Source organism: Nitrosomonas ureae (assembly GCF_900206265.1).
GTDB lineage: Bacteria > Pseudomonadota > Gammaproteobacteria > Burkholderiales > Nitrosomonadaceae > Nitrosomonas > Nitrosomonas ureae_C.
The window spans coordinates 2,047,146-2,072,147 of sequence record NZ_LT907782.1 but is presented as its reverse complement, the minus strand read 5'-3'; the positions used below and the strand labels follow the sequence as shown (position 1 = coordinate 2,072,147).

The window sequence follows — 25,002 nt, the reverse complement described above, 5'->3', positions numbered from 1 at the left end:
GACTATGAATGAGCACACCTCTTACTTGTTGGGATTGATGATCTCCGGGGTGGTTGTTACTTTATGCGTGATATTGCATTACGAAGCATTGCGTTTTTTAAGTCGCACGGTGGGTGTGCATGTGCATAAACGCATCGGAGTTCTGATCGTCATGCTCGGTTTGTTGGTAGCGCACGTATTAGAAATTGTGATTTTTGCATTAGGTTATATGTTAATGCAGCATGGTGCCAATATGGGGCACATTGTCGGTTTAGATGAAACCAGTTTATTTGATTTTATTTATTATTCGTCAGTTGTATACACAACCGTGGGATTCGGCGACTTGTTGCCCGTTGGCGCTATTCGTATGTTGAGTGCTGCTGAAGGTTTGGCAGGTCTGGCCATGATAACCTGGTCGGCTTCTTTTACTTTCTTGGCGATGCAGCGACTATGGCCGCATTTGTTATCCTCATCGGGAAAGGATTCGAAAGATTAAATTTTGCTCTGGCCGTTTCTTGTCAATGCAAATAAAGAATTAATCTTGATCGTGGGATATTATCTTTTACGTGCACATATTACGACCTAAAACATAAAAAGGATCCAAGCATTCCTGATCGGAATGATGCTTCAAGGACCTAAAATATTTATCATCATCATCATCATCATCATCATCATCTTCTTCTTCTTCTTCTTCTTCTCATTTATTTCCGAGTCGACTAAACGTATCGAAATAACGGCGCGACTTTTTAGGAAAAGCGCAGGGCTAAAAATGATAATATGATTATAAAATCAACACCTGGAGAAATTATGCGTCATTCAGAACCTGAATCCGGTTTAAATTTCAATTTGATCATGCTCATTGCATTATTAGCGGTGTTACTCATCGTACCTTTTTCCATCAATGCATTGATGCACATGTTATCGGCTAAGAGAGAATTTAATCCGGTGCTTATGAAATTACCGATCGATAGCGCGGCGATTACGATTCCGTCAGCAGTCAAACAATATGAAGGTTTTGAAGTGAGTTTGAATTTAGAAACGAAGCATCTTGCGCGATTTTTGAACGAAATTGCAGCCACAGCTTCCGATGGTACTTCGATACAAGGAATTAGCGGTGTGGTGTCCCCCCGCATGAAAGCCGAGGTTGTCGGAGCAACGTTTGGAATTGATCAACAGGGGCCTCAGGACCCGAATTCGGATTATGGGGGTATGACAAAATGGCGTTGGTGGGTAATGCCGGATTCTTCAGGTGACCGGGTATTAAGGTTCCAGTTGCACTTATTAGCGCAAAATAGCGCACAGACAAATACCATAATACTTGACCTCGCCGAGGCAAAGTTTTCCATTCAGGGAAACCCAATGGAATGGGTTAAACGACATGGAATTTGGATTGTTTTATTGCTGTCTGTCACGGCAGCAATTATATATGGATGGCGACGACGTTACCGATAATAAATATAATTTCTTATTTAAATCAAAGGTAACTGAAAATGGGTATAGTTTTATATGCACTCTCTTGAAAAAAATTAAATAAACCTTATATCGGCATTGAAAGTATATTTTCAGTGATTGTAACAACGCCACGTTTCAAGTGGTTAATTATGTGGAGTTGATGTTAGGCGTTTATATTGAGCTTATATGATGTTTTTTAATTTATAAGGAAAGGAGAAGTTTATTATGGCTATTACACGTTATGAACCTTGGGGTTTGTTGAGTCAGCTGCAGAGAGAGCTGGAGCGGGGTGCTGCTGAAGGCTCCACTGCAACTGCGGAATGGGCGCCCGCTGTGGATATTAAGGAAGAAGCGGGTAAATTTGTCATTCATGCGGATATTCCAGGGGTAAAGCCGGAAGAAATTGACATTAGCATGGAAGATGGTGTGCTTACGATTAAGGGCGAAAAGAAATCTGAAAGTAAAACAGAGAAAGAAGGTTATAAGCGTGTGGAACGGACTTACGGTTCATTCTACAGGCGTTTTAGCTTACCGGATACTGCGAATGCCGATGCGATCTCCGCTTCGTCAAAACACGGCGTGTTGGAAGTGGTTATTCCGAAACGTGAAGCAGTGTTGCCGAAAAAGATTAATGTGTCGGCAATCGAGTAATTTGATTTATTTTGAGTTGTGAATAAAAAATGGAGCCTGTAGGCTCCATTTTTTAAACCATTTTTGCCAAGCCGCTTAAAGCATGACAAAATCCTTCCCCTATTAATTAGTTACCGAATAGCAAAATCCAACATCCCTGTAAAAAGTAACCCGTACCGATGCCGCTCATTACATTGGAAAACGCCTGTTTGGCTTTTGGCCATCATGCTTTGCTCGATCATGCAAATTTGCAACTGGATCCAGGGGAGCGTGTAGGATTAATTGGCAGAAACGGCGGAGGTAAATCAAGCTTGCTGCGTGTATTGGCGGGAGAAATCAAATTGGATGACGGTAAACTTTGGTATGCACCCAATTTAAAGCTGGCTTACGTTTCACAAGAACCGTTGTTGAATCCTGTTAATACGGTGTATTCGGAAGTTTCAATTGGTTTAGGCAACATTAGTCAGATCCTGCTGGATTATCATGCTGTTTCGCATGCGTTGAGTGAAACGACAGATGATACTGAAGCATTGCTGATTCAGTTGCAGGATCTGCAAAGTGCCTTGGAAGTGGAAGACGGGTGGAATCTACAAGCAAAAATAGAAGCGGTAATCGATAAGCTGAATCTGCCTGCAGATACTTTGATTGAACATCTTTCCGGTGGTTTGAAAAAGCGTGTGGCGTTAGCGCGTGCACTGGTGATATCACCGGATGTGCTATTGCTGGATGAACCCACCAATCATTTGGATTTTTCTTCAATTGAATGGCTGGAAGGATTATTGCAGAATTTTGCTGGCAGTGTTTTATTTATTACACATGATCGTCGTTTTTTGGATAATGTGGCAACCAGAATTACCGAATTGGATCGTGGAAACCTGGAAAATTTTTCCGGAAAATTCAAGGATTATCAGCATAAGAAAGTGGAAATGCTCGAAGTTGAAGCGGTACATCAACAAAAATTCGATAAGATACTGGCACAGGAGGAAATCTGGATACGAAAAGGCATAGAAGCACGACGTACACGCAATGAAGGGAGAGTACGAAGATTGGAAGCATTACGGCTAGAGCGTGCAGCAAGAAGAGAAAAAGTCGGTAAAGCCAATATTAATGTCGATGTTGGCGAGCGTTCGGGAAAGCTGATTGCTGAATTGAAGCTGGTGAATAAAAGTTATGGCGATAAAGTAATTATCAAAGATTTTTCTTGCCGAATCATGCGCGGTGACCGAGTGGGATTATTGGGCCCCAATGGCGCTGGAAAATCGACCTTGTTAAAATTAATTTTGGGTGAATTACTGCCGGATTCCGGAGAAATTCAACAAGGAACCAAGCTGTCAGCTGCTTATTTCGATCAAATGCGTGAGCAGCTTGATGAAGAAATGGTTCTGACCGACACCATCAGTCAAGGGGCGGATTTTATCGAGATTAACGGTAAACGTAAGCACGTCATCAGTTATTTGGAGGATTTTTTATTTCCTCCGGAGCGTGCCCGTTCACCGGTCAAATCACTATCCGGCGGAGAACGTAACCGACTTTTATTGGCTCGATTATTTACACGCCCGGCCAATGTATTGGTGTTAGATGAACCCACCAATGATCTGGATATCGAAACGCTGGAGTTACTGGAAGCCTTGCTGCAGGAATATACGGGTACGTTGTTTCTGGTCAGTCATGATCGCGAATTTCTTGATAATGTGGTCACACAAGTAATTGCATTCGAAGGGAATGGAAAATTATGTGAATATGTCGGCGGTTATGAAGATTGGGTGCGTACAAAACAGTTCGAAGACAATGTCAATCAGCCGAAAATATTATCCAACCGGTTAGATACTTCACCAATTAAAATTTCAAAGTCATCCAACTCCGTTCGAGCTAAAAAATTAAGCTATCAGGAAACCCGGGAGCTTGAAGCATTACCTGCTAGAATAGAGGCCTTGGAGCAAGAACAAGCGAATATAGTTTTACGCTTGAATGAACCAACAACCTATCGTGATTATCCGGATGAAGCGAAAGCATTACAATTACGCCTTGCTGCGATTGAAAAAGAGCTGGCGGACTGCTTCGCAAGATGGGAAGAATTGGAATCAAAATCTGCTGCAAATTTTTGTACCTGAGATCACCATTTCCCTATAAACAACATGGACATACTTATACTTTTCATTGACCAAACCGAGCGTATCGTTTAAAGTTCAACTTTTGAGAGAAGGAGGATTAGATGAAACACAAATTGATTATGAATTTATTACTTGCCATGAGTATGCTCTTGGCATTTACAGGCGTATCTCAAGCAGAAGGGGATGCAGCGGCGGCAAAGGACAAGCTTTCAATGTGTGAGGGTTGCCACGGAATTCCAGGGTATAGAACAGCTTTTCCAAGTGCTTACAGCGTTCCAAAACTGGGCGGACAACATGCGGAATATATCGTTAAGGCATTGGAAGGATACAAAAATGGTACACGCAGCCACCCGACTATGACCGGTTTGGCTAAAACGCTATCGGAACAGGATTTCAAAGATTTCGCTGCTTATTATTCTAAAAATTAATTAAGTCATTTACGCAAGGAACGAATTATGAAGAATTATGTAATCGCTGCAGTAAGTGCAGCGGCCTTGATGATATCAAGTCAAGTAATGGCGGCTGATATAGAAGCAGGTAAAAGCAAAGCAGCTGAGGTGTGTGCATCATGTCATGGTGTGGATGGTAATAGTCCTGCGCCAAATTTTCCCAAAATTGGTGGGCAGTATAGAACCTATTTAGTAAAAGCGTTGAACGATTATAAATCCGGTGCGCGGAATGATCCTATCATGGCTGGGATGACTGCAAATTTAAGCGCAGCAGATATTGAGAATTTGGCCTTTTACTACTCAAGCCTGCCGGGCACTTTGAATTCAAAAAAATAAAAGCAGATTATTAAATTTGTACTTAAAATAAGAGCGGGATAAATGCTGTAGTTCAGTTTTATCTCGCTTTTAATTGAAACATTCAACTCAGTCGTTTATCCAGACAATCGAAATAAATGGTTGCATCCGGCGCAGATTGATACCGCTGGGCTTGCCAAATCATTTCTGCGAGACATTCCATTACCTGATGTGCGGCATCGTGTTCGCTCCCGCCTTTTTCCAGCAGTCGAGCAAATCGTTCGCAAATTCCAATAGGTTGATTAATTGAAAGTTGTTCTTTGATCGCCACATGCATGCTCATGTGCAAGAATGGATTCGTATCACCCATTTCGGGCAGAAAATCCTTATCCAAATACTGATCGGGATTATCAAGTAATCCTTGATATTCCTGGTGTTGCAGTATTACTTCCAATGCAATTGCTTCAATCCCGGACAGGGCTTCTAGCTGATGGTATTTGTGCCAAGTATCAAAAAACAATTGACGCGCTTGTTCTCTAGAGGGTTTGAACATAGATTTAAATATTTTTATCCTTGAACTCACACAGATGATTTATTTTGCATGCTGAGCATATTGGTTTTCTTGCTTTACAAACGTATCTGCCATGAAGAATCAACCAATGGTGCGCATCCTGACGAAATTCTTTTGGCACTGTCTTAAGCAGTTTCAATTCCACTTCTAAAACATTTTTTCCAGTCGCAAGGCCTGTGCGATTGGCAACCCTGAAAATATGAGTATCTACAGCGATTGTTGGTTCACCAAAAGCGGTATTCAAAATGACATTGGCGGTCTTTCGCCCGACACCGGGTAATTGCTCGAGCAGTTCCCGCGTACGTGGCACTTCACTCCGATGTTGTTGTATTAACAATTGGCAGGTGGCCAAGATATTTTTTGCTTTGGTTTTATATAACCCAATTCTTTGGATAAATCCTGTTAAACCCGCTTCTCCTAAAGCAAGAATTTCCTCTGGTGTATGGGCTTTGGGAAATAATTTTTGTGTTGCGAGATTAACGCTTTTGTCTGTAGCTTGAGCAGAAAGTATCACTGCAATAAGTAACTCGAAAGGTGTGCGATATTCCAGTTCAGTGGTCGGATTAGGGTTGGTTGTTTTTAAGCAAGCAAAAATCTCATGGCGTTTGGCGGCATTCATTTATTTTTTATGGAATCTGGTTTGTTTTCCGTTTGGGGCCGTATTGCCGCTGCACGCTTGAGAGCGGCTGTAATAATCGCTTGTTTGCGCACCTCAGGACTCATCTGAGTTTGTGGCGGTTGGATAAATTCTTTGGTGTGTGTTTTGAGATCAGTCCGCTTCTCATGAGCAATTCGTTGCTGGCGAAATTGGTAGCGCGAGCGCGCTTTGTTTGCAGTTTGTTTTTTCACGGCATCTATAGATGAGCATGCCCAATCCGTTACTTTCTGATTAACCGGAATCATGCTGATGCAATCCATCGGACACGGTGTAACACACAAATCGCAACCTGTGCACTCGTCTGCGATCACTGTATGCATTTGCTTGGCCGCACCGACAATTGCATCGACAGGGCAAGACTGAATGCAGAATGTGCAGCCAATACACAAATTTTCATCTATCCAGGCAACAACTTGATAGGATCTTGGATAACCATGCATCGTATTGAGCGGTTTAGCCGGAATATCCAGTAACTCAGCAATTTTTTGAATGCCTTGTTGTCCCCCGGGAGGACATTGATTGATGTCTGCACCGCCTTCTACGATAGCTTCTGCATAGGGCCTGCAGCCAGCAAAACCACATTTTTTGCATTGGGTTTGCGGCAAGATTGCGTCTATCTTTTCTATCAGCAATTGACTCATTGTTGCGAATGGTTATTTTTTGAATCCACACAAATCTGTTTGGCGATTTCTTTGATCAAGCCGGGGCCATGATATATTAAACCGGTATATAACTGAATCAGGATGGCTCCGGAATTTAATTTGTCTTGTGCATCATCTGGCGATAAAATGCCGCCGACCCCGATGATTGGAATAGCGCCTTGCAAAAAATGATGCAATTGCTGAATTACTGCTGTAGCGTTCTGAGTCAACGGAGCACCACTGAGCCCTCCACTTTCTTGTGCGAGTTTCAGATGTTCAATGCCCCTTCGTGAAATTGTCGTATTGGTGGCAATCACCCCATCTATGCGATGTTTCAGCAGTAGCGCAGCAATCGATTCGATTTGTTTTCCATCAAGATCGGGCGCTATTTTTACCACCATTGGTACATATTTTCCATGAATTTGCGCTAATTTCGCTTGCTCGGACTTTAAGCCGCCCAACAACTGATCTAGAGCATCGGCAGCTTGCAATTGCCGTAAATCTTTTGTATTGGGTGATGAAATATTGATTGTCACGTAACTGGCGTGACAATAAACTTTCTGTAAGCCGGTCAAATAATCATCGATCGCTTTTTCAAGCGGTGTGGAAAAATTCTTGCCAAGATTGATGCCCAGTATGCCATGGTAATTCGAGCGTTGGATGTTTTCAACCAGCTGCTCGACACCCTGATTATTAAAACCCATGCGATTGATGATCGCGTTTGCTTCGGGCACCCGGAAAATGCGGGGTATTGGGTTGCCGGGCTGGGGTCTTGGCGTGACCGTGCCAATTTCAATAAAACCAAATCCCATCGCAGCAAGGGCATCCAGATGCTCGCCGTTCTTATCCAAGCCGGCGGCCAATCCGACAGGATTAGGAAACGTAAGTCCCATTACGTTTATCGGTCGACAGGGAATGGAAACGCGCTTTAATAAGCCTAGCCGATTGATCCGCCCAATTACCCTGAATGTAATTCTGTGAGCGGATTCCGGATCCAATTTAAAAAGCAGCGGACGAAGCAGAGTATAGAACATGCAGAATTTTATCCCGAAGCAATGACCGATTTAAATGAATTTCAAGAAATATTGCCGCTGACCAGCAATTGCCAGTGACCATTAATCAAAACTTCGAGGGGTTGGAAATTGGCTTTATAGCGCATTTTCTGATTTTCTTTGATCCAATAGCCGAGATAAAGATAATCCAAACCCAATTGTCGACATTGCTCAATCTGCCACAGGATATTGTAAGTACCAAAACTTGCAGGCGCGATATCAGCATCAAAAAAGGTATATACCGATGAAATACCATCAGGGATGATGTCAATAATACTGATCATGCGTAACTGATTCGCCTCGTGGAACTCTACCAATTTGGAATTCACGTAGCTTTGCAGTAAGAAATTGTGATATTGCTCGCGACAGTCATTATCCATGCCGCCACCCAAGTGGCGCTTGGATTGATAGCGCTGATAAAGTGCATAGTGTTCCGGTTTGTAATGCAATGGATGCTGCGTGGCTACTAAATGCTGATGCAGTTTCCAGGCGCGTCGTTGAGCACGCTTGGAAGTAAAAGTTTTGACATTAATGCGCACTGATTGACAAGCCTGGCAATGTTCACAACAGGGGCGATAGATGTAATGTCCGCTGCGACGAAAGCCTGCCTGAACTAGCTTTCCATAGGCTTTTGTATCAATCAGATGTTCTGGTGTTGCGATTTCTGAGCATGCCAATCTATCAGGCAAATAACTGCAGGAATAGGGGTTGGTGGTGTGAAATTTAGGCACGGGTAAACTCTATTCAATCAAACTGCGTTCAAAGTTCCATTTACTGCCGGATTCAAATCCCGCTGTAATTAGACAATTCAATTTTTGACTAAATTCTGCCCTGGAAATTTCTTGCGCACCCAAGGATGCCAGATGATGGGTTTTAACCTGGCAATCTATCAGACCAAACTGCCAGAATTGTAACTGTTTTACCAGATGAACCAGGGCAATTTTTGACGCATCCTGAACCCTCGAAAACATCGACTCGCCAAAGAATACCTTACCCAAGGCGACCCCATACAGTCCCCCAGCAAGTTCACCATCAATCCAGGTTTCCACACAATGCGCTAATCCCATTTCATGGAGCGCAGTATAAGCAGCGATCATTTGTGGGTGTATCCAGGTACCTGACTGACCTTCGCGCGGTGCTGCACACGCTAGCATAACCTGAGTGAAGTTGCAGTCAGTGCAGATTTTATAGTGGGTTTTCTTAACAGCCTTACGCAGTGAACGAGAGATTTTCAAGTGATGCGGAAACAGCACCATGCGAGGATCCGGACTCCACCAAAGAATCGGCTGATCTTCATTGAACCAGGGAAAAATGCCCTTGCTGTAAGCCTCAAGCAAGCGATGCGAAGTAAGATCCCCGCCAATAGCCAGCAACCCATTGGGCTCGCTCAACGCATTTTCCACCGGTGGAAAAGATGCAAAAGTTCTCATACTGGAATTCATTAAATTCTCAAAGCGAAGTACTGATTACTACTATCTTGATGCAGATCAAAGTTGTTGCAAGCTTTTTTTATTATGCTGTCCCGATTAATTATTCGCCGCATCCAAGAACTAAACTTATAAAGGAGAATTATATGAAGTATTTTTTACAAAAGGGAAGGTTAACTGCTAATTTTGTAACAAGTGTTTCGTTATTCATTATTTTTGCGGTTACTACGACACAGGCATCTGCGCAGGATACGGCAGCTCAACGCATCAAACAGCTGGAAAACACCCTGTTAGAAATTCAGAATGAATTGAATAGAATGAAAACTGAGTCCGCGCGAACGCAAGAAATGCAAAACGAATTAAATCGAGTGAAAGCAGAATCGGCTCGAACTACGCAGAAAGTTGAACAAATCCAGGAAACCAGGGCCTCGAATGAAAAGATTGATTTTGGGGGCATGAGTCAAAAAAGAATCATGCTGTTTTTCCGTGGCGGCTATGCGAGAAGCGATGGGCATCGTAATGGGGTGTCGATCGAAAGTCGTGTCGCACCGGTGGGTGCGCAAGAGCAGGCAGATCGACACGCGTGGTATACGGGTGCCGGCTTCGATTTTCAATTGACCAAGGATACTTGGGGATTCATACCTAAAACGGAAGTCGATGCAGAACTGATGTTTGAATATAAGCAATATGGTCACGGCATTCTGGGCAATGCGCTGGCGAACGAGCCTACGCAGCTGGCGGGGGGTGCATACAATCCTCGAGGAGTGACCGTTAATCAATTTACTTTAACCGCATCGCCCAAAATTAAATTTAATCATTTTGCGGAATATAAAATCAGACCCTGGATTATTCCCGCCGGTCTAGCGATACACGTCGTCAGCCCTCCCACTGAATCGATTACCGTACTGGAACCCGGTATTATGTTTGCAGGCGGTATTGAATATAACATATGGAAAGATTTCTTCATTGGCACTGATGCGCGTTACCAATTAGTCGCTGGTTCACTGGATGGCACGAAAATTGGTGGCTTGACTGTGGGTGGCTATGTGGGTATCGGTTTTTAAAATCAGGAAATATACTTTTATCAACGCATTAGCAATCAACGACCATAACAGTATGATTCACTGATTCACAACCGTGTTTTGTTCGTTCGTTACTAAAAGAGTATCAATGAGTAACGAAGCCTTTGCACCTCACTATTGGCTTGGTGAGGTGCTTTTTTATGATGGGAAGAACCGGGCGGATTTCGACTGTTTTCCGGCGATATCTGGTTAGCCGAATTTATTTTCCATTATGAGATATCCCGTTGTTTCAGGTAGTTGCGCCATCCGCCAAATTGACTGATGTCTACTGTATTCTTGACGGCATAGCGTTCGCAGACGAAACCCAACAGCGTTTCACCGTTCGCCAAAGTAATGGTGCCGATTCCGAGGGGTGCGGGAATGCCGGCTACAAAACTTCCTAATTCGAGCATCGGTAACTCCCAAACTTCCACCTCAATCGGAACCCCCTGCTCATTTTTGTTGACCCGAATTAACCCAGGACGTTGCGGAGGATTGCCGGGTAATGCGTAGAGCCTGTAGTCAGGGGAAGTGGTGGTACTTGTCACCAATCGGCCTCGACGGCTGGTTAATTGTCCATTCAATGGCAAGCCGGATAAATGGGCGCCACAAACAGCTATCTGTACCTGTCCCGATCCGGGGACGGCAGGAAAATAAGTATCCTGACGCAATGCAATACCCGTAGCGCCTAGAGAGAGTGATTGGGCCTGCTGTAAACGATGGGCAAGATGCAGTAATGGATGATCGTGGTGAGCGGGCGCTGCCAGCGTTATGCCAAACGGTAGTCCGTTACTCTGAAAGCCAGCAGGAACGGCTATCGCCGCATAGTCAAGCAGATTCATGAAATTGGTATAATAACCCAGATTGGTATTGAGGCGGATAGGATCCCGCTGCATGGCCTGAATGGAGTAGATCGTTCCTGCGGTGGGTGTTAATAAACAATCAACGTGCGTCCAAATCTGATCTGCCTGTTGTTTGATGCGGCGTAATTGATAAAAACCATTGAACACATCGGCCGCTGAGCGATGTTTCGCAGTGGCAATGATTTCATGCACCGGTGCAATGATTTGATCGCCATGCAGCTCGAAAAATGATTGAATTGCTGCATAACGTTCAGCTACCCAAGGGCCTTCGTAAAGAAGGCGGGCGGCTTCAAGAAAGGGTTCAAAGTCAACCTCGACAGCTTCTCCGCCCAGCGCTTGTAGGCGTGCTATGGTTTCATTAAATAACCGTTCGCTATCATGATTATCAAAAAATTTAAGATGTTGCTTGCGTGGAATGCCAAAACGAAAATGGAGAGCGGTGCCAAAATTGAAACCGTGTTCTTTTCTTTTCCTGGAATAGATATCTGCTGCGTCGTAGTCGACACAAGTCTCTAGGATATGTGCCGCATCGATCGGAGTAAAAGCGAAAATGGATACCGTATCAAGAGAACGGCAGGCGGGTACCATGCCCTGTGTCGAGAGCCAGCCTTTTGTGGGTTTATATCCGATCAAGTTATTAAAAGCGGCGGGAACTCTGCCGGAACCCGCAGTATCGGTGCCGAGGCTAAAACATACCTGTCCTTTGGCCACGGCGACAGCCGAACCTGAACTTGAGCCTCCGGAGATATAAGCAGGATCAAATGTGTTCCGACAAGCACCATAAGGAGATCGTGTACCGTTTAGTCCGGTGGCGAATTGGTCAAGATTGGTTTTGCCGATAGGAATTGCGCCTGCATTAATCAATTTCTTTACGACAGTTGCGCTACATGAAGGTATATATGCAAAGGCCGGGCAAGCTGCCGTGGTTGGTAATTCCGCTAAATCTATATTGTCTTTTATGGCGAAAGGTATGCCATACAATGGGAGCGATGCCATATCTGCGGCTTCCACTTTACGGGCATAATCTTTCAATGATTCCAGCGGAAGTGTAGAGATCCAGACATGATCGGGATCATTCTGAATTTCGCCGTGAATTGCTTCAACCAATTGAGTCGGTGAGAATTCGCCACTCGCATAACATTGCTGCAAAGATGCGATGTCACCCAGCGGGAAAAGCTTCCTTCGTGTCATTTTTCTTCCTGAATGACGAAAAGCGCCTGGCCGGCAGATACGTATCCTCCCTGTTTGCAGAATAACTGTCGTATTGTGCCCGTAACCGGTGAATCTACTGCGAATTCCATTTTCATCGACTCTATTACGATAACGGGCTTACCCGCTTCAATACGCTCACCTTCTTTGGCCAACACCTTCCAGACGGTACCAGTCACTTGAGCGCTGATCGCCTGCGCACCTTCCGGCAAGTCCAGCTCGCTTTGCGCATCAGCTTCATCCAACATATCTTCATTGACATATTGGGATAGATTGCTGGCTTCCCAGTGCCTTCGCTCGGCTTCAAATGCCGCTTGTTGCGTGGTTTTGAAAGCGTTAATACTGGCAGCTTGCTGTTGCAGGAAGATATTGTATTGGCTGAGGTTTAAAACAGTTTCTTCGATACGCAGTTTAAAATGTCCGCTAATAAAATCCTTGCGCAACTTGAGCAATTCATCTTCACTCACCGGATAGAACCGGATCTGATCAAAGAAACGCAGTAACCAGGGTTTTCCATCGATAAAATCTGCTGTCTGGCGATAGCGGTTCCACATTGGTATGGTACGTCCGACGAACTGATAACCGCCCGGCCCTTCCATACCGTACACGCATAAATAAGCGCCGCCAATACCGACCGCATTTTCAGGTGTCCAGGTGCGGGCTGGATTATACTTGGTAGTCACTAAACGATGGCGGGGATCCAGTGGAGTAGCTACAGGTGCACCCAAATAGACATCCCCGAGTCCCATAACCAAATAACTGGCGGCAAAAACGATGTTCTGAACATCTTCAATGCGTTCCAGTCCGTTAATACGACGGATAAATTCAATGTTGCTCGGACACCAGGGTGCATCATTGCGCACTGACTGCATGTATTTTTCGATAGCCCGTTGTGTCGCGATATCATTCCAGGATAAAGGAAGATGAACGATGCGGGACGGCACCTCCATATCATCAATCGCAGGTAATTGTTTTTCGCCCGCGATCAGAAGCTCCAGCAATGCATCGCGCGACAGTTGCAAGGATTCAAAGTGGACTTGCAAGGAGCGGATTCCGGGTGTCAGATCCAGGATGCCACAAAGCCCGTCATCGATACGTTGCTGCAACCAATTCATTAAGGCATGAGCACGGAAGCGCAAATTGAGATCAAGTATCGGCGGCCCGTACTCGATCAGCAGGTATTTATCACCGGACTGACGATAAGTCACCTGCATCTGCCCGGTACTCTGAGGAATACGATGTAAAACAGGTTCTCCCAATTCTCCGGAAATGGAATGAGCCCGTTCAGGGTTATGCCTATGAAGATTCTTGATTAATTCATTCTGCTGTTGTTCCAACGCAGATGCTTGCCCTATCGATACCGGACGGAAGCGGATGCTGTCGCCAGGCTTGAGTTGTCCGATTTTCCAAAGCTCAGCCTGAATAATAGTGGCCGGACAAACAAAACCGCCCAGGCTGGGGCCATCCGGGCCCAGGATAATTGGCATGTCTCCGGTAAAATCCACGGCGCCTATGGCATAAGCATTGTCGTGAATATTGGAAGGATGCAGGCCGGCTTCCCCGCCATCACTACGCGCCCATTGTGGTTTGGGGCCAATCAGTCGCACACCGGTGCGGCTGGAATTGTGGTGTACTTTCCATTCGGCGGCAAAAAAATGTTCGATATCCGTGGAAGTGAAGAAGTCGGGTGCGCCATGAGGGCCATACAGGACTGCAATTTCCCAGCGGTTGGTATATTGCGGAATCAATACGTGCGGCAAATACCGTGAAACAGGAGGGTGAGGGGACGGAAGCGGAGGAATATGAAGTACATCACCGGTACGCAATACACGCCCGGCGTGCCCGCCAAATTGTCCGAGCGTAAAAGTGGATTTACTGCCAAGGTAATCCGGTACTTGGAAGCCGCCGTATACGGCCAAATAAGTCCGGCTGCCACTTTGCTTGATTTTGCCAAATTGCAAACGCGAGCCTGCTTTAATGAAATGGGATTGCCATTGCGGCAGCGGCTCGCCATCCAGCAATACATCCATCGGTGCACCGCAAATGGCTATGATACTGTCACAATTAAAATCCAGTGTCGGGCCCGCGAGGGTGATTTCCAGTCCGGCACTATCATCCGGATTATTGATTAATTGGTTAGCCAGGCGAAAGGCCAGATTGTCCATCGGTCCGGAAGGCGGGACGCCGACATTCCAGTAACCAATACGTCCAGGATAATCCTGGATCATGGTCTGCACACCGGCATTCAGAACGTTGATGCTATGCGGGTGATAATGGAATCCGTTGAGAAATTGCGTGTTTGATTGTCCGTTACGGAATACCGCGTTGTGCAGTATTTGCTCCAGATACGCGAGATTGGTTTCAATCCCATATAGCGATGTGTTCTCCAGCGCAGCCAGCAGCTTGGTGATGGCTTCCCCGCGCTCCGGTGCGTGGACGATAATTTTGGCCAGCATCGGATCATAATACGCGGAAACTTCAATACCGCGCTCAATCCAGGTCTCGACACGTGCGGCAGTAGAAAACTCCACTGCGGTCAGGGTGCCACTGGAAGGCTGAAATTCTTTTGCAGGATTCTCAGCATACACTCTGGCTTGAATGGAAACTCCGCGAGGCTGAATGGTAATGGAATCAAGCGACGACATATCACCTGCAGCTTGCCGCACCATCCATTCCACCAGATCAAAACCGGTTGCTTCTTCGGTTATGCCGTGTTCAACCTGTAGGCGCGTGTTAACCTCGAGAAAATAAAATTCACCCGTGGCGGCATCAAAAATATATTCAACGGTGCCAGCGGATTGATAATTGACGGCCTTGCCAAGGCGTACCGCGGTATCCAGCAATGCCTGCCGCAGATGTGGCGCAAGGTTGGGAGCGGGTGTTTCCTCGATGACTTTCTGATTGCGCCGTTGCATGGAGCAATCGCGCTCGCCCAAGGCGACGACTTGGCCTTTGCCGTCACCGAAAATCTGTACCTCGATATGACGCGCTTGGTCGACATATTTTTCCAAAAATAAACCGGCATCCTTAAAATTGTTTTGTGCCAGTGTCTTGACGGATTCGTAAGCGCCCATCAATTCGTCTTGATTCCAACACAGGCGCATGCCGATACCGCCGCCGCCGGCGGTACTTTTCAGCATAACGGGATAACCGATATGTTTAGCCTGATGACAGGCAGCATCCAGGTTTTCCAGCAAGCCGGTTCCGGGTAACAACGGTATCTGATTCTCCATCGCCAGGGCCCGTGCAGTATGCTTCAGACCAAAGGCGCGCATTTGTTGCGGCGTGGGGCCGATAAAGCAAATTTGCTGCGCAGCGCACTGCGCAGCAAATTCCGCATTCTCGCTTAAGAATCCATAACCGGGATGGATGGCTTGAGCGCCGGATTGTTCTGCAACCTGAAGGATCTTATCCGGGCGCAAATAGCTTTCCGCTGCAACGCCCTCTCCAATGCAGTAAACTTCATCCGCTTCGGTAACATGACGGGATAACGCATCGGCTTCAGTATAAACTGCCACGCTCGGTATTTGCATGCGGCGCAGTGTACGGATGATCCGGCAAGCGATTGCACCGCGGTTGGCGATAAGTACTTTGCTGAACATGGCATTAATCCCAAATCAACAGCCGGATCGGCGTCGGATTAAACGCATTGCACGGATTGTTGAGCTGAGGACAGTTGGAAATCAATACGATGACATCCATTTCCGCATGCATCTCGACATATTTTCCTGGCGCAGAAACGCCATCGGCAAACTCCAGACCGCCGGCCTCCGTAACCGGAACATTCATGAAAAAATTGATGTTGCTGGGCAAATCGCGCTTGCTTATGCCTAATTCCCGGCAAAGCGGATCATGCGCCAACGCATGCAGAAAGTTGTCGCGGCAACTGTGCATTGGAAATTTTTCCGGCGCATAGCGCACGGTGTTGCTTTCGGCAGAGCAAGCACCGCCTAGCGTATCATGCTGTCCGCAAGTATCCGCAGTGATGCTGAGCATAATATTGCCAAGATTGGAATAAAGTTTGCTGCCGGTCGACAGGTACAACTTGTTTTGTCGGTTAATGGTGTCAGTAGCACTATAACGTTCTTCAGGGTTATGAGCGTTGTAGAACAAAGTATCGACTGCCTGGTTGCCTTCCAGATCGACAATGCGAAAAGTTTGCCCCTGTTTGACTTGTTTGACCCACGGTTCTCCGGCCGCGCAAACTTCATTAATTACGGCATGTTCGGGATTGAGCAGGCTGGTATGCAAATAAGAAGTATTCATTTCACACCTTCACAATAAAAGTTTTGCGCATTATGTAATGCACGGATATTTTCACTGATATGCAGGCATTCCTTGATGGCCTCTGGGGGGGTATTAAGCAGTTCCAAGTCGACCATGCCAGGCTGATAGGTATTTTTTGGATCTAACGGATGGGGTGCCGTGGATAGCACAACAAGCGTATTCATTATAAAGCTTAAATCGACGTAATCACCGGGCTTGCTATGGTCAGTCTGATATGCCAACTCACCCCGGGCATCTGTCGTGACTTTACTGAAAAAATTGATGTTAGCTACGATATCGCGTATGCCCAATCCCCACTTACCCAGCTCGATCAGAAGGCCATCCAAGCCGCTACGAAACATTTGATTGCGATGCTCCTGGAAACGCGCGGTACCGTATTTCTTCTGAATCATATCAGTATCGCTCAAGCCGCATACCGTATCATTCCATCCAGAAGTATCCGCCGTGATGCAACAGAAAATCCGCCCCATGTCCGAATGGCAGGCATGCCCCTTGGTTAAACGAAAGGTATGTTGTGATTTTAGGGTATCTGCCATGTTGTAGCGTTCAAGCTTTTCTTCCTGGTTAAAAAACAATACCGCTGCATTTGCACCTCCCTCAACATCCCTTAAGCGCAGCGTCGTCCCGCGGCGGATAATTCCCGACCAGTGGCATCCGCCGGGCACGGTTTGTTTCCAGATGATTTGTGGTTGATGATTCATGACCGGCTCCTCAATAACTTACCGAAAAACAGATAGATTGTAGTAACACTCAAAATGCTACCCAATACCAGGGGCGTGGCCCATAATTGCCACCATGGGGCGTCGGCTGCAATGGCATAAGGGCGCGGCCAGGCGATATTGATTAGCTCGAATAATGCCCAGGTAAATGCCAGGCTGTTAATGACCAATCCCCATTTTCCTAACTTTAGTTGCCCCAAATCCGGATTCCAGCGGCCAGTCAATCTGGCAAACAATGCGATTCCGGTGGTGAATGCAAACATGGCATAAAGACCGCCCGTACCAAATGCGATGATGGTAGCTACGGCATCGTCGTTAAGTCCGAATATTAACCCGCAACTTGCCATCAAGATAGTGAAGAGAATGGCATTGCGCGGTGTGCCGGCTGGCGTGACCCGATTGAGCATGCCGGGTAAATTACCCTCACGCGCCATTGAAAAAACAATGCGTGAAGTGTATTTGACTACTGATGCACCGCAGGCCAAAAACGCTACCATGACGATTGCCAGAAATGGTTTCTCAATCCAGGCCCCAAAATGGCTGGCGATTAACGGTGTAATCGGATCGGCGGTCACGCTGCTATTTGTTAAAACATCATGATCAAACGCCAATACCAATGAAGCTGAATTGAAAATCACCACGGTTCCGACTGTACAGAGCGAAAAAAATATCGCTCGTGGCACTGCATGTTCCGGCTGATGCGTTTCTTCCGCGGTAGTCGAACAGGCATCAAAACCGATGAATGCCCAACCGGCAATCGCAAGCGCAGCCAGAAAAGCAGCGATGCTACTGGGCGCAGTGCCGGTACCTAAATGCTGAAACAATTCCACAAAAGAGTGTTGGCGGAAGAACAAGAATAACAGCATCGCAATACCCAGTGATCCGACTACCTCAGCATAAACTCCGAGCTTGATAACAAGCTTGAAAATATTGACATGTACCAGATTTAACAGAGTGCACAGAGCCAGAAAAATTATTGCCCATAAAACTTTCTCGCTACCGCTTTCACCTTCCGATCCAAAAAAACCGGCAAACCAAATGCCCCCTGCATAGGCTGTGGTGGTTAGCATGGCAATCGTGGAACTGACGTAAATGACCCCGGCATAATGACCGGCTGTGATGCCATAGAGTTGTCTCGCCCATTTGTACGCGCCCCCGGCAATCGGAAATTGCGACGACAATTCCGCGTACACGGTCGCCACCAGTAATTGCATTAACAAACAAATCACTAGTGCAGCAAACCAGCCCCCACCCGTCACAGTAGTCTGCACACCTATGATCGCATACAGACCAACGATGGGCGATACCACTGCAAAGCCCAGCGTAAAGCTATTCCAGATATTCATGCTGGGGCGCATTGAATGCGTCACCGGCTGGGTTGATTCATCGGTTGATTTTGAAGTTTTGAACATAACAAGCCTCCTTGATCGAGAAATAATACCGAAAGATCCGTGTATCAACGATACACGACTAATTCTCCCGGGCTTTTATCCCTCCGTGGAGCCTCATTATCATGAGACCGGAAACTCTTGGACCAGTCACCTTGCTTACATTGGCCGGAACCCTAGTTTCTCATTTAGGTAGTGTGCATTTTAGCGGCTATATCAGCAATTGCGAATATTTGATGGGCATAAAAAAGCACATACCAGACGTCATTCTAAGTTTGAATTCAGAAAAAAGCAATGATGTGGTATCAGTCTCTTTTTTGTTTATTGGGATTAGCGCATTGAAAAAAGCGCATTCATTCACTTCATCATACTAATTAATAAAATGCTGGCAGAGACATGCCCATCCAGAGCAGTGTAAGGATTATCATGGTAATACCCACGCCTATCGTACCGACGATCATGCCGATGAGTATGGTTATGCCATCTTTGCTGAGTAATCCCAATGACATAATGAGTATTCCCCAGCCGGGCGGAAAATTAGTCAGAGGAATAGGGAGGGCTATGGATAAAGCAAAAACGAATGTAAAAACGCCAATAATTCTTTCCCAGGTATGTACGCTGATATAAGTCAGCCGCGGTTGCAGGCGTTGTTCAATTTTTTTGAGCCAGGGATTGGCCTTAGCAATCAGTTTTTCCATGCTGGAGCGTTTGATTTCTTTATTTTCTATCCAGGCGGGCAGCCAGGGTGCCTGCATGCCCACCATCATTTGTACCGAAAATATGAACAATGGAATGGAAAAAAAAGTTGTGTATCCCGGTGGCACCGGTACGGGAAGACAAAGCGGCAATGCAGCAATCGCTAGTAAAACGCCAAAACCGCGTTCGTGCAAAGTGTTCTTGATCTCACCGACTGTCAGGGTATCACTGCGATATACAACGACGACATTTTCCAGCAATTCAGAGGTGGATCGTCCGTTAACGTTATTGCTGTTAGAGTTATGATCGTTCATGGATGGTTTCCTTCAGTTCCATATCTTGTCACATCATTGTGTCGGTCATATTAACGATAAGCGGCGCACAAAGCACTTTTCTAAAATTTTCCGTGGATCAGTGATCTGAATTCAATAAATATGCTGATCTACAGAAAGCCAATCGATTATTGAAGATAGATACGAATCATCATTGGATAGGGGTTAGTTTTTTTGCGCTATTGTACACATCTCCGGCTTTCGAGCCAGCCTTAATGTCATGCTACTGAATGGTTTGAGATGTAATTCACGAATAGGTTATGCAATATCGAGAGGATTTCGCTCTATGGCTCTAAGTTGAATCTGCGATATATAAGATAATTCAATTTAATCTTATCGTAGACCAAGCGGTATTTTGAGATTAAATTCTGGGAATGGCAGGGAAGTGATATGATTTGTCTTACTGTTTATATATAAAATTGTATTAAAAATCAATAAAATACAGAAATAGGTAGTAGCATTACTCAATATCCGGGTCAATGTTCGATTATGCTTAATTGAACGCTTGACTTTCCAGCGATGGGAAGGTTCAGCATGAATACTCCTTTAAATACACAGGAGTTGACCATGAAAGACCATTTACATCACAATCATCATCATATTAAAGAACAGTCATTGAATAGGGTTGCATGGATGGCTACCATACATTGCTTATCGGGCTGCGCGATTGGCGAGATTGCCGGGATGGCGATTGGAACGGTGCTGGGATGGAGCAATGCAGTCACCATTGCACTGGCGATAACACTCGCATTCTTATCCGGTTATCTGCTGACCATGTTGCCCATTCTGCGCGCAGGTTACGACTATAAAGCGGCCATGAGCATCGCTTTTACCGCTGATACGGCTTCCATCACAATCATGGAAATCGTTGATAATCTGGTGATGCTGATAATTCCGGGCGCGATGGATGCAGCGCTCGATTCACTGTTATTTTGGAGTAGTCTTGCAGTTGCATTGATGATTGCAGGAATTGCCGCTTTTCCCGTCAACCGCTGGCTTATTGCGCGAGGCCGTGGTCATGCACTGGCCCACGCGCATCATTGAGGTGCTGAGATGAACATTGGACAGGCGGCGCGCGCTTCTGGCGTATCCGCAAAAATGATTCGTTATTATGAGGCAACGGGACTTATCCCCAAGGCGGCGCGCGCATATTCAGGCTATCGCCATTTTCTTGAACGCGATATACACATCTTGCGTTTCATTCATCGAGCCCGTGCAGCAGGTTTTAGCTTGGTGCAGATTAAAAAACTGCTCTCGTTATGGCAAGACCGGCAGCGACCCGCCCGTGAAGTAAAGCAGCTGGCAACCGGGCATTTAGCCGAACTGAAAGAAAGCGCGTATATTCGAATTGGAATTGATTGCTAAGGCGTTATCGCAGCTGGTTGCACAATGTCATGGCGATGAACGCCAGAATTGCCCGATTCTGGATACTTTGGCTGGAAAGAAGGATGACGCTGAGGAATTTTTCGAGCTGCAAGATGCAAAGCACTCGCGCATTCGATCAAAACTGCCATAGACAGAATAATATTGACCTAGCAATATTGAAATATCACAAAATTTTGAGGTGTTACATGAAAACATTCATAACGATGATCGCCATCACAGCCTTTTTGTTTGCCGATCCGCTACAGGCGGATCGGAATCACCATCATTCGGGCACTTTCGATCAGAAAAATCTGGGCAAGGTAAGCTTCCCGGTTTCCTGTACAGCGATGGCGCAAACGCAATTTAATCAGGCCGTGGCAATGTTGCATTCGTTTTGGTATGACGAGGCGGAAAAGGCATTTCGTCAAGTGACGGTGACCGATCCGGATTGTGTCATGGGTTATTGGGGTGTTGCGATGAGTCTTTATCATCAATTATGGGCGACGCCTCCGGTTGCAGCGGAGTTGCAGAAAGGACGCGAAGCATTACGACTGGTAAACAAGCAGGCCATCAAAACAAAAAGAGAGGCAGCCTATCTTGAGGCTGCTGAATCCTTGTATCACGATGATGAAAAAGTGAATTACGGCGCCCGGAAGCTGGCATACCAAAGCGCAATGGAGCGGATTATGACGCAAAATCCCGATGATCGCGAAGCGATGGTGTTTTATGCGCTGGCATTGATTTCCACAGCTTCTCCCAGTGACAAAACCTTTGTCAATCAGAAGGAAGCATTGCGTTTGCTGCAAAAGGTGCTGGAACATCAACCGGATCATCCGGGGGTAACGCATTACATCATCCATAGTAGCGATTATCCCGAGCTGGCCGAGCTTGGATTGAATGCCGCGCGGACATACGCGCGTATTGCACCGGCAGTGCCGCATGCGCTTCACATGCCATCGCATATTTTCATTCGGTTGGGGTATTGGCAGGATGCGGTGCAATCCAATCTCACGGCCAGTAATGCAGCAAAGGCGCATGCACACGAAAACGCATTGACTGAAACTTGGGATCAGCAGCTCCATTTCATGGATTACACGATGTACGCTTATCTGCAAATGGGTGAAACCGAGAAAGCCCGGAAAATTCTGCAACAGCTGCAATCGATTAAAAAAGTGCGGCCGGAAAATACTACGACCGCATATGCTTATGCGGCAATTCCCGCGCGTTATGCGGTTGAACGTGCCCAATGGAATGAGGCTGCCGGACTTGACGTCAATCCAGGAGATTTCCCATGGCAACAATTTGGCTGGTGCGAAGCCATCACGCACTTTGCCCGTGGTTTGGGGGCGGCGAGAGTTGGAAAAATGACGGCTGCCCAAAACAGTCTACAACGCCTGGAAACGTTACGTGATAGCGACAGAACCGCCAATAAAGACTATACCGCGGATCAAATCGAAATCCAGCGTTTGGCGGTTGCAGCTTGGGTAGCGCACGGGAAAGGTCAAACGGAGGATGCTGTTCAGCTTATGCGAGCTGCGGCTGAATTGGAAGACTCAACGGAAAAAGACAATGTCACGCCGGGGGCCATCATTCCAGCCCGGGAGTTGCTGGGGGAATTGCTGCTTGAACTGAAACGCCCTGATGAAGCGTTACAGGAATTCGAAGCTTCATTGGTACGCACTCCCAATCGCCGCAATGGCACTTATCATGCCGCACAGGCAGCCAGACTAGCTGGGGATCGGTTGAAGGCCGAGCGGTATGAGCAGCAGTATCAGCAATTGATGGCGTCCAGTCAGCCGGGTTGATGAATCGAAGATCGTGCGGATTTTATTTGTCAAATCCAGAAATTGTTTATAATAAAAAGTATGAAACCATATAACTGCACATGGCTACTGGTTTTTTTTATGCTGTGGCTGCCCCTGCAAGGCGCCGCAGCGGCTGTTTTGTCTGTGTGCGCGCAAGAGAAAAATTTTCACAGTCCTGTTGGCCAACCGACAATTACCATCGACAAGCATCATCATGACGGCTGTCATAAACAAGCGACTGATGACACGGCTGACCATGTATTGGCCGGTTTGTCCTGCGATGATACGTCATGCAATGCTTATAGCAGTACGCCGATTTTGTCCGGCTACATAGCGCCACAGCTTCTCAAAATCACTTCTGCTGTTATTTCATCGAATTCCGGATTCACGTCGTTTGTTCCGGAGCAGCCGCAACATCCCCCTCTCTCTGCCTCCCTGTAATTTTGCCGGTGGCTTAGGCAAAACAGCGATTCTTCGCAAAAAATTCCGCGCGGCGGCTTGTTTAGCGCAGGAAGTGCAAGATCGCAGAATCCTTGGTATCTGCTCATTCTCATTAGAGCGGACGAGATCACCTGTCGGGAGGTTAACATGCTCATTTTATTCATTATTAGAACGTATCGGAAACAACAAAACTTCATCGGGAGGCTACGGTGAATCGCGCTGGCATAGTTGTCATTGCATGGGTTGCAACTACGATCACAGTTCATGCGCAGGCACAGGGGGAAGCCAGCAAAGTCGGATCCCCCGTGTTCACGCACTCGGCTACTACACCAGAGCTCTCAACCGTATCGCAATTGGGCAATACCCCATTATTACCCGGATTGATCAGGGAAGCGCTGGAAAACAATCCGGAAATTCAGGCGGCACAACAGGAGCGCATTGCAGCACAACAAAGAATTGCACCGGCCGAGGCGTTGGATGATCCTATGCTCGAAGCGGGTGTGATTAATGCGCCGTTGGCGTCATCCCCTTTTAACCGTGAAGATATGACGATGAAAATGATCGGTCTGTCTCAGCGCTTGCCTTTTCCTGGCAAACGCGGTTTACGCAAGGAAGTTGCCAGCAAGGATGCGCAAGCGATTGAATATGGTTATCAGGAAACAGTTAACCGGGTGATCCACAATCTGAAGACAGCTTATTTTGATCTAGGCCTTACGCGTGAGATATTTCAGTTGGTTGAGAAAAACCGGCAGACACTGGAAAATTTCCTGCGCATTGCTGAAGAACGTTATCAAGTAGGGCAAGGCAGTCAGGCGGATGTGCTGAAAGCGCAGACACAGGTTTCAAGAATGCTGGATAGATTGCTGGAGCTGGAACGCGAGCAGCCTGTGTTTGAGGCGGAACTGATGCGCGCATTGGGACGCAGCACTCAAACCGAGGCTTTGGTTCTGGCGTTACTGCACCTTCAGGAAACTCCCTTGAGTATGGAGATGCTACAACAGGAGGCCATGCTACAGCGCCCGCAACTGTTGGCATTGCAAAGCTTGATTGCGCGTAGCGAGAAATCCATTGATTTGGCACGCCGCGCATCCTATCCGGATTTCGATGTGCGTTTATCGTATGGTCAGCGTGACCATATGCTGGACGGTACTCGGCGCGATGACATGGTCAGTATGACCGTGGCGGTCAATCTGCCGGTGTGGCGCGGCAGTAAGATCGAGCCGCGTATCTTGGAATCGCAAGCGCTACGCGACCAGGCAGCCAGTCTGTATCAGGCCCAACGTAACGAGGTGACAGCAAGGCTGCGGCAGCAAATTGCCATGGCCGAACAAAGCCTGAAATCAATCAAACTTTATCAAACCACCATTCTGCCGCAAGCGCGATTGACGGTGGAATCCGCATTAGCCGCATATCAGGTGGGCCGGGTTGATTTTCTGACGCTGCTGGATAATCAAATGACAGTATTTGATCTTGAGACCAATCGCATCACCGCGATCGCCAATTACAACAAGGCGCTGGCGGAGATTGATTGGCTGGTGGGCAAACATGTGCACTGATAATCATCCGGGAGCT

25 protein-coding genes and 1 riboswitch are annotated in these 25,002 nt (G+C 46.6%); of the genes, 13 read left to right on the top strand and 12 right to left on the bottom strand.

Going from position 1 to position 25,002, the window contains the following annotated elements:
• Window positions 1-4: 4 nt before the first annotated feature.
• The 6 genes from CPG39_RS09615 to CPG39_RS09590 all read left to right on the top strand — a co-directional run bounded on the left by CPG39_RS09615 (window position 5) and on the right by CPG39_RS09590 (window position 4,957).
• Complete coding sequence (locus tag CPG39_RS09615) at window positions 5-475, top strand: potassium channel family protein (RefSeq protein WP_096293102.1); 471 nt, start codon at window positions 5-7, stop codon at window positions 473-475.
• A gap of 311 nt (window positions 476-786) precedes the next feature.
• Window positions 787-1,431: a hypothetical protein gene (locus CPG39_RS09610; RefSeq protein WP_096294304.1), complete on the top strand. Its 645-nt coding sequence runs from the start codon at window positions 787-789 to the stop codon at window positions 1,429-1,431.
• Between the two features lie 225 nt (window positions 1,432-1,656).
• Entirely contained in the window at window positions 1,657-2,082 is a 426-nt protein-coding gene (locus tag CPG39_RS09605; RefSeq protein WP_013646228.1) for an Hsp20/alpha crystallin family protein, read from the top strand.
• 158 nt (window positions 2,083-2,240) lie between these two features.
• On the top strand, window positions 2,241-4,172 hold the full coding sequence (locus tag CPG39_RS09600) for an ATP-binding cassette domain-containing protein (protein ID WP_096293101.1): 1,932 nt from the start codon (window positions 2,241-2,243) through the stop codon (window positions 4,170-4,172).
• 101 nt (window positions 4,173-4,273) lie between these two features.
• On the top strand, window positions 4,274-4,600 hold the full coding sequence (locus CPG39_RS09595; protein WP_013646230.1) for a c-type cytochrome: 327 nt from the start codon (window positions 4,274-4,276) through the stop codon (window positions 4,598-4,600).
• Window positions 4,601-4,627: 27 nt separating this feature from the next.
• On the top strand, window positions 4,628-4,957 hold the full coding sequence (locus CPG39_RS09590) for a c-type cytochrome (protein WP_013646231.1): 330 nt from the start codon (window positions 4,628-4,630) through the stop codon (window positions 4,955-4,957).
• A gap of 82 nt (window positions 4,958-5,039) precedes the next feature.
• On the opposite strand, the gene CPG39_RS09585 is transcribed toward CPG39_RS09590, so the two are convergent.
• Genes CPG39_RS09585 through aat form a run of 6 tightly spaced genes read right to left on the bottom strand, consistent with a single transcriptional unit; the run spans window position 5,040 to window position 9,279 of the window.
• Entirely contained in the window at window positions 5,040-5,468 is a 429-nt protein-coding gene (locus CPG39_RS09585) for a DUF1841 family protein (RefSeq protein WP_096293100.1), read from the bottom strand.
• A 4-nt stretch (window positions 5,469-5,472) separates the two neighbouring features.
• Window positions 5,473-6,105, bottom strand: a complete 633-nt coding sequence (nth, locus tag CPG39_RS09580) for an endonuclease III (protein ID WP_096293098.1) — start codon at window positions 6,103-6,105, stop codon at window positions 5,473-5,475.
• Complete coding sequence (gene rsxB / locus CPG39_RS09575) at window positions 6,102-6,785, bottom strand: electron transport complex subunit RsxB (protein WP_096293096.1); 684 nt, start codon at window positions 6,783-6,785, stop codon at window positions 6,102-6,104. The genes nth and rsxB overlap by 4 nt, the downstream gene beginning before the upstream one ends.
• Window positions 6,782-7,819: a quinone-dependent dihydroorotate dehydrogenase gene (locus CPG39_RS09570; RefSeq protein WP_096293094.1), complete on the bottom strand. Its 1,038-nt coding sequence runs from the start codon at window positions 7,817-7,819 to the stop codon at window positions 6,782-6,784. The genes rsxB and CPG39_RS09570 overlap by 4 nt, the downstream gene beginning before the upstream one ends.
• A gap of 41 nt (window positions 7,820-7,860) precedes the next feature.
• The gene (locus CPG39_RS09565) at window positions 7,861-8,568 is read right to left on the bottom strand and encodes an arginyltransferase (RefSeq protein ID WP_096293092.1); all 708 of its coding nucleotides are present in this window, start codon (window positions 8,566-8,568) and stop codon (window positions 7,861-7,863) included.
• A 9-nt stretch (window positions 8,569-8,577) separates the two neighbouring features.
• A complete protein-coding gene (gene aat / locus CPG39_RS09560) occupies window positions 8,578-9,279 on the bottom strand; it encodes a leucyl/phenylalanyl-tRNA--protein transferase (protein WP_096293090.1) in 702 nt (233 codons plus the stop codon).
• Between the two features lie 131 nt (window positions 9,280-9,410).
• On the opposite strand from aat, the gene CPG39_RS09555 reads away from it, so the two are divergent.
• Window positions 9,411-10,328 (top strand): hypothetical protein, encoded by a 918-nt coding sequence (locus CPG39_RS09555; protein WP_096294302.1) that lies wholly within the window; start codon window positions 9,411-9,413, stop codon window positions 10,326-10,328.
• A gap of 227 nt (window positions 10,329-10,555) precedes the next feature.
• On the opposite strand, the gene atzF is transcribed toward CPG39_RS09555, so the two are convergent.
• From atzF to CPG39_RS09520, 6 genes are all read right to left on the bottom strand, one after another.
• On the bottom strand, window positions 10,556-12,379 hold the full coding sequence (gene atzF / locus CPG39_RS09550; RefSeq protein ID WP_096293089.1) for an allophanate hydrolase: 1,824 nt from the start codon (window positions 12,377-12,379) through the stop codon (window positions 10,556-10,558).
• Complete coding sequence (gene uca / locus CPG39_RS09545; RefSeq protein WP_096293088.1) at window positions 12,376-15,999, bottom strand: urea carboxylase; 3,624 nt, start codon at window positions 15,997-15,999, stop codon at window positions 12,376-12,378. The genes atzF and uca overlap by 4 nt, the downstream gene beginning before the upstream one ends.
• A 4-nt stretch (window positions 16,000-16,003) precedes the next feature.
• Entirely contained in the window at window positions 16,004-16,663 is a 660-nt protein-coding gene (locus CPG39_RS09540) for an urea amidolyase associated protein UAAP2 (RefSeq protein ID WP_096293086.1), read from the bottom strand.
• Window positions 16,660-17,385, bottom strand: coding sequence for an urea amidolyase associated protein UAAP1 (locus CPG39_RS09535; protein ID WP_096293085.1), 726 nt, complete (start codon window positions 17,383-17,385; stop codon window positions 16,660-16,662). The genes CPG39_RS09540 and CPG39_RS09535 overlap by 4 nt, the downstream gene beginning before the upstream one ends.
• Entirely contained in the window at window positions 17,382-18,815 is a 1,434-nt protein-coding gene (locus CPG39_RS09530; protein WP_096293083.1) for an APC family permease, read from the bottom strand. The genes CPG39_RS09535 and CPG39_RS09530 overlap by 4 nt, the downstream gene beginning before the upstream one ends.
• A 62-nt stretch (window positions 18,816-18,877) precedes the next feature.
• Window positions 18,878-18,982: riboswitch (guanidine-I (ykkC/yxkD leader) on the bottom strand.
• Between the two features lie 183 nt (window positions 18,983-19,165).
• Window positions 19,166-19,801, bottom strand: coding sequence for an exopolysaccharide biosynthesis protein (locus CPG39_RS09520; RefSeq protein ID WP_096293081.1), 636 nt, complete (start codon window positions 19,799-19,801; stop codon window positions 19,166-19,168).
• Window positions 19,802-20,353: 552 nt separating this feature from the next.
• Between CPG39_RS09520 and CPG39_RS09515 the strand changes: the two genes are divergently transcribed.
• The 6 genes from CPG39_RS09515 (at window position 20,354) to CPG39_RS09495 (ending at window position 24,986) form a co-directional block, all read left to right on the top strand.
• Window positions 20,354-20,863 carry a DUF4396 domain-containing protein gene (locus CPG39_RS09515; RefSeq protein ID WP_231990272.1) on the top strand — a complete coding sequence of 170 codons (510 nt, stop codon included), beginning with the start codon at window positions 20,354-20,356 and terminating at the stop codon, window positions 20,861-20,863.
• Between the two features lie 9 nt (window positions 20,864-20,872).
• The gene (locus tag CPG39_RS09510) at window positions 20,873-21,184 is read left to right on the top strand and encodes a MerR family transcriptional regulator (protein WP_331716176.1); all 312 of its coding nucleotides are present in this window, start codon (window positions 20,873-20,875) and stop codon (window positions 21,182-21,184) included.
• A complete protein-coding gene (locus CPG39_RS14945; RefSeq protein ID WP_331716175.1) occupies window positions 21,168-21,335 on the top strand; it encodes a hypothetical protein in 168 nt (55 codons plus the stop codon). Before CPG39_RS09510 ends, CPG39_RS14945 begins: the two co-directional genes overlap by 17 nt.
• 55 nt (window positions 21,336-21,390) lie before the next feature.
• Window positions 21,391-22,989: a hypothetical protein gene (locus CPG39_RS09505; RefSeq protein WP_096293077.1), complete on the top strand. Its 1,599-nt coding sequence runs from the start codon at window positions 21,391-21,393 to the stop codon at window positions 22,987-22,989.
• Window positions 22,990-23,088: 99 nt separating this feature from the next.
• Window positions 23,089-23,430, top strand: a complete 342-nt coding sequence (locus CPG39_RS09500; RefSeq protein ID WP_096293076.1) for a hypothetical protein — start codon at window positions 23,089-23,091, stop codon at window positions 23,428-23,430.
• A gap of 209 nt (window positions 23,431-23,639) precedes the next feature.
• Window positions 23,640-24,986 carry a TolC family protein gene (locus CPG39_RS09495; protein ID WP_231990271.1) on the top strand — a complete coding sequence of 449 codons (1,347 nt, stop codon included), beginning with the start codon at window positions 23,640-23,642 and terminating at the stop codon, window positions 24,984-24,986.
• The last annotated feature ends 16 nt before the right edge of the window (window positions 24,987-25,002 follow it).

Coding starts and splice junctions, on each gene's coding strand:
- CPG39_RS09520 (WP_096293081.1), bottom strand. CDS start 19,801: ATGAACGATCATAACTCTAACAGCAATAACGTTAACGGACGATCCACC.
- CPG39_RS09540 (WP_096293086.1), bottom strand. CDS start 16,663: ATGAATACTTCTTATTTGCATACCAGCCTGCTCAATCCCGAACATGCC.
- CPG39_RS09610 (WP_096294304.1), top strand. CDS start 787: ATGCGTCATTCAGAACCTGAATCCGGTTTAAATTTCAATTTGATCATG.
- uca (WP_096293088.1), bottom strand. CDS start 15,999: ATGTTCAGCAAAGTACTTATCGCCAACCGCGGTGCAATCGCTTGCCGG.
- CPG39_RS09515 (WP_231990272.1), top strand. CDS start 20,354: ATGAATACTCCTTTAAATACACAGGAGTTGACCATGAAAGACCATTTA.
- CPG39_RS09590 (WP_013646231.1), top strand. CDS start 4,628: ATGAAGAATTATGTAATCGCTGCAGTAAGTGCAGCGGCCTTGATGATA.
- CPG39_RS09510 (WP_331716176.1), top strand. CDS start 20,873: ATGAACATTGGACAGGCGGCGCGCGCTTCTGGCGTATCCGCAAAAATG.
- CPG39_RS09615 (WP_096293102.1), top strand. CDS start 5: ATGAATGAGCACACCTCTTACTTGTTGGGATTGATGATCTCCGGGGTG.
- rsxB (WP_096293096.1), bottom strand. CDS start 6,785: ATGAGTCAATTGCTGATAGAAAAGATAGACGCAATCTTGCCGCAAACC.
- CPG39_RS09570 (WP_096293094.1), bottom strand. CDS start 7,819: ATGTTCTATACTCTGCTTCGTCCGCTGCTTTTTAAATTGGATCCGGAA.
- CPG39_RS09595 (WP_013646230.1), top strand. CDS start 4,274: ATGAAACACAAATTGATTATGAATTTATTACTTGCCATGAGTATGCTC.
- aat (WP_096293090.1), bottom strand. CDS start 9,279: ATGAATTCCAGTATGAGAACTTTTGCATCTTTTCCACCGGTGGAAAAT.
- atzF (WP_096293089.1), bottom strand. CDS start 12,379: ATGACACGAAGGAAGCTTTTCCCGCTGGGTGACATCGCATCTTTGCAG.
- CPG39_RS09530 (WP_096293083.1), bottom strand. CDS start 18,815: ATGTTCAAAACTTCAAAATCAACCGATGAATCAACCCAGCCGGTGACG.
- CPG39_RS09535 (WP_096293085.1), bottom strand. CDS start 17,385: ATGAATCATCAACCACAAATCATCTGGAAACAAACCGTGCCCGGCGGA.
- CPG39_RS09585 (WP_096293100.1), bottom strand. CDS start 5,468: ATGTTCAAACCCTCTAGAGAACAAGCGCGTCAATTGTTTTTTGATACT.
- CPG39_RS09505 (WP_096293077.1), top strand. CDS start 21,391: ATGAAAACATTCATAACGATGATCGCCATCACAGCCTTTTTGTTTGCC.
- CPG39_RS09500 (WP_096293076.1), top strand. CDS start 23,089: ATGCTGTGGCTGCCCCTGCAAGGCGCCGCAGCGGCTGTTTTGTCTGTG.
- nth (WP_096293098.1), bottom strand. CDS start 6,105: ATGAATGCCGCCAAACGCCATGAGATTTTTGCTTGCTTAAAAACAACC.
- CPG39_RS09600 (WP_096293101.1), top strand. CDS start 2,241: ATGCCGCTCATTACATTGGAAAACGCCTGTTTGGCTTTTGGCCATCAT.
- CPG39_RS09555 (WP_096294302.1), top strand. CDS start 9,411: ATGAAGTATTTTTTACAAAAGGGAAGGTTAACTGCTAATTTTGTAACA.
- CPG39_RS09605 (WP_013646228.1), top strand. CDS start 1,657: ATGGCTATTACACGTTATGAACCTTGGGGTTTGTTGAGTCAGCTGCAG.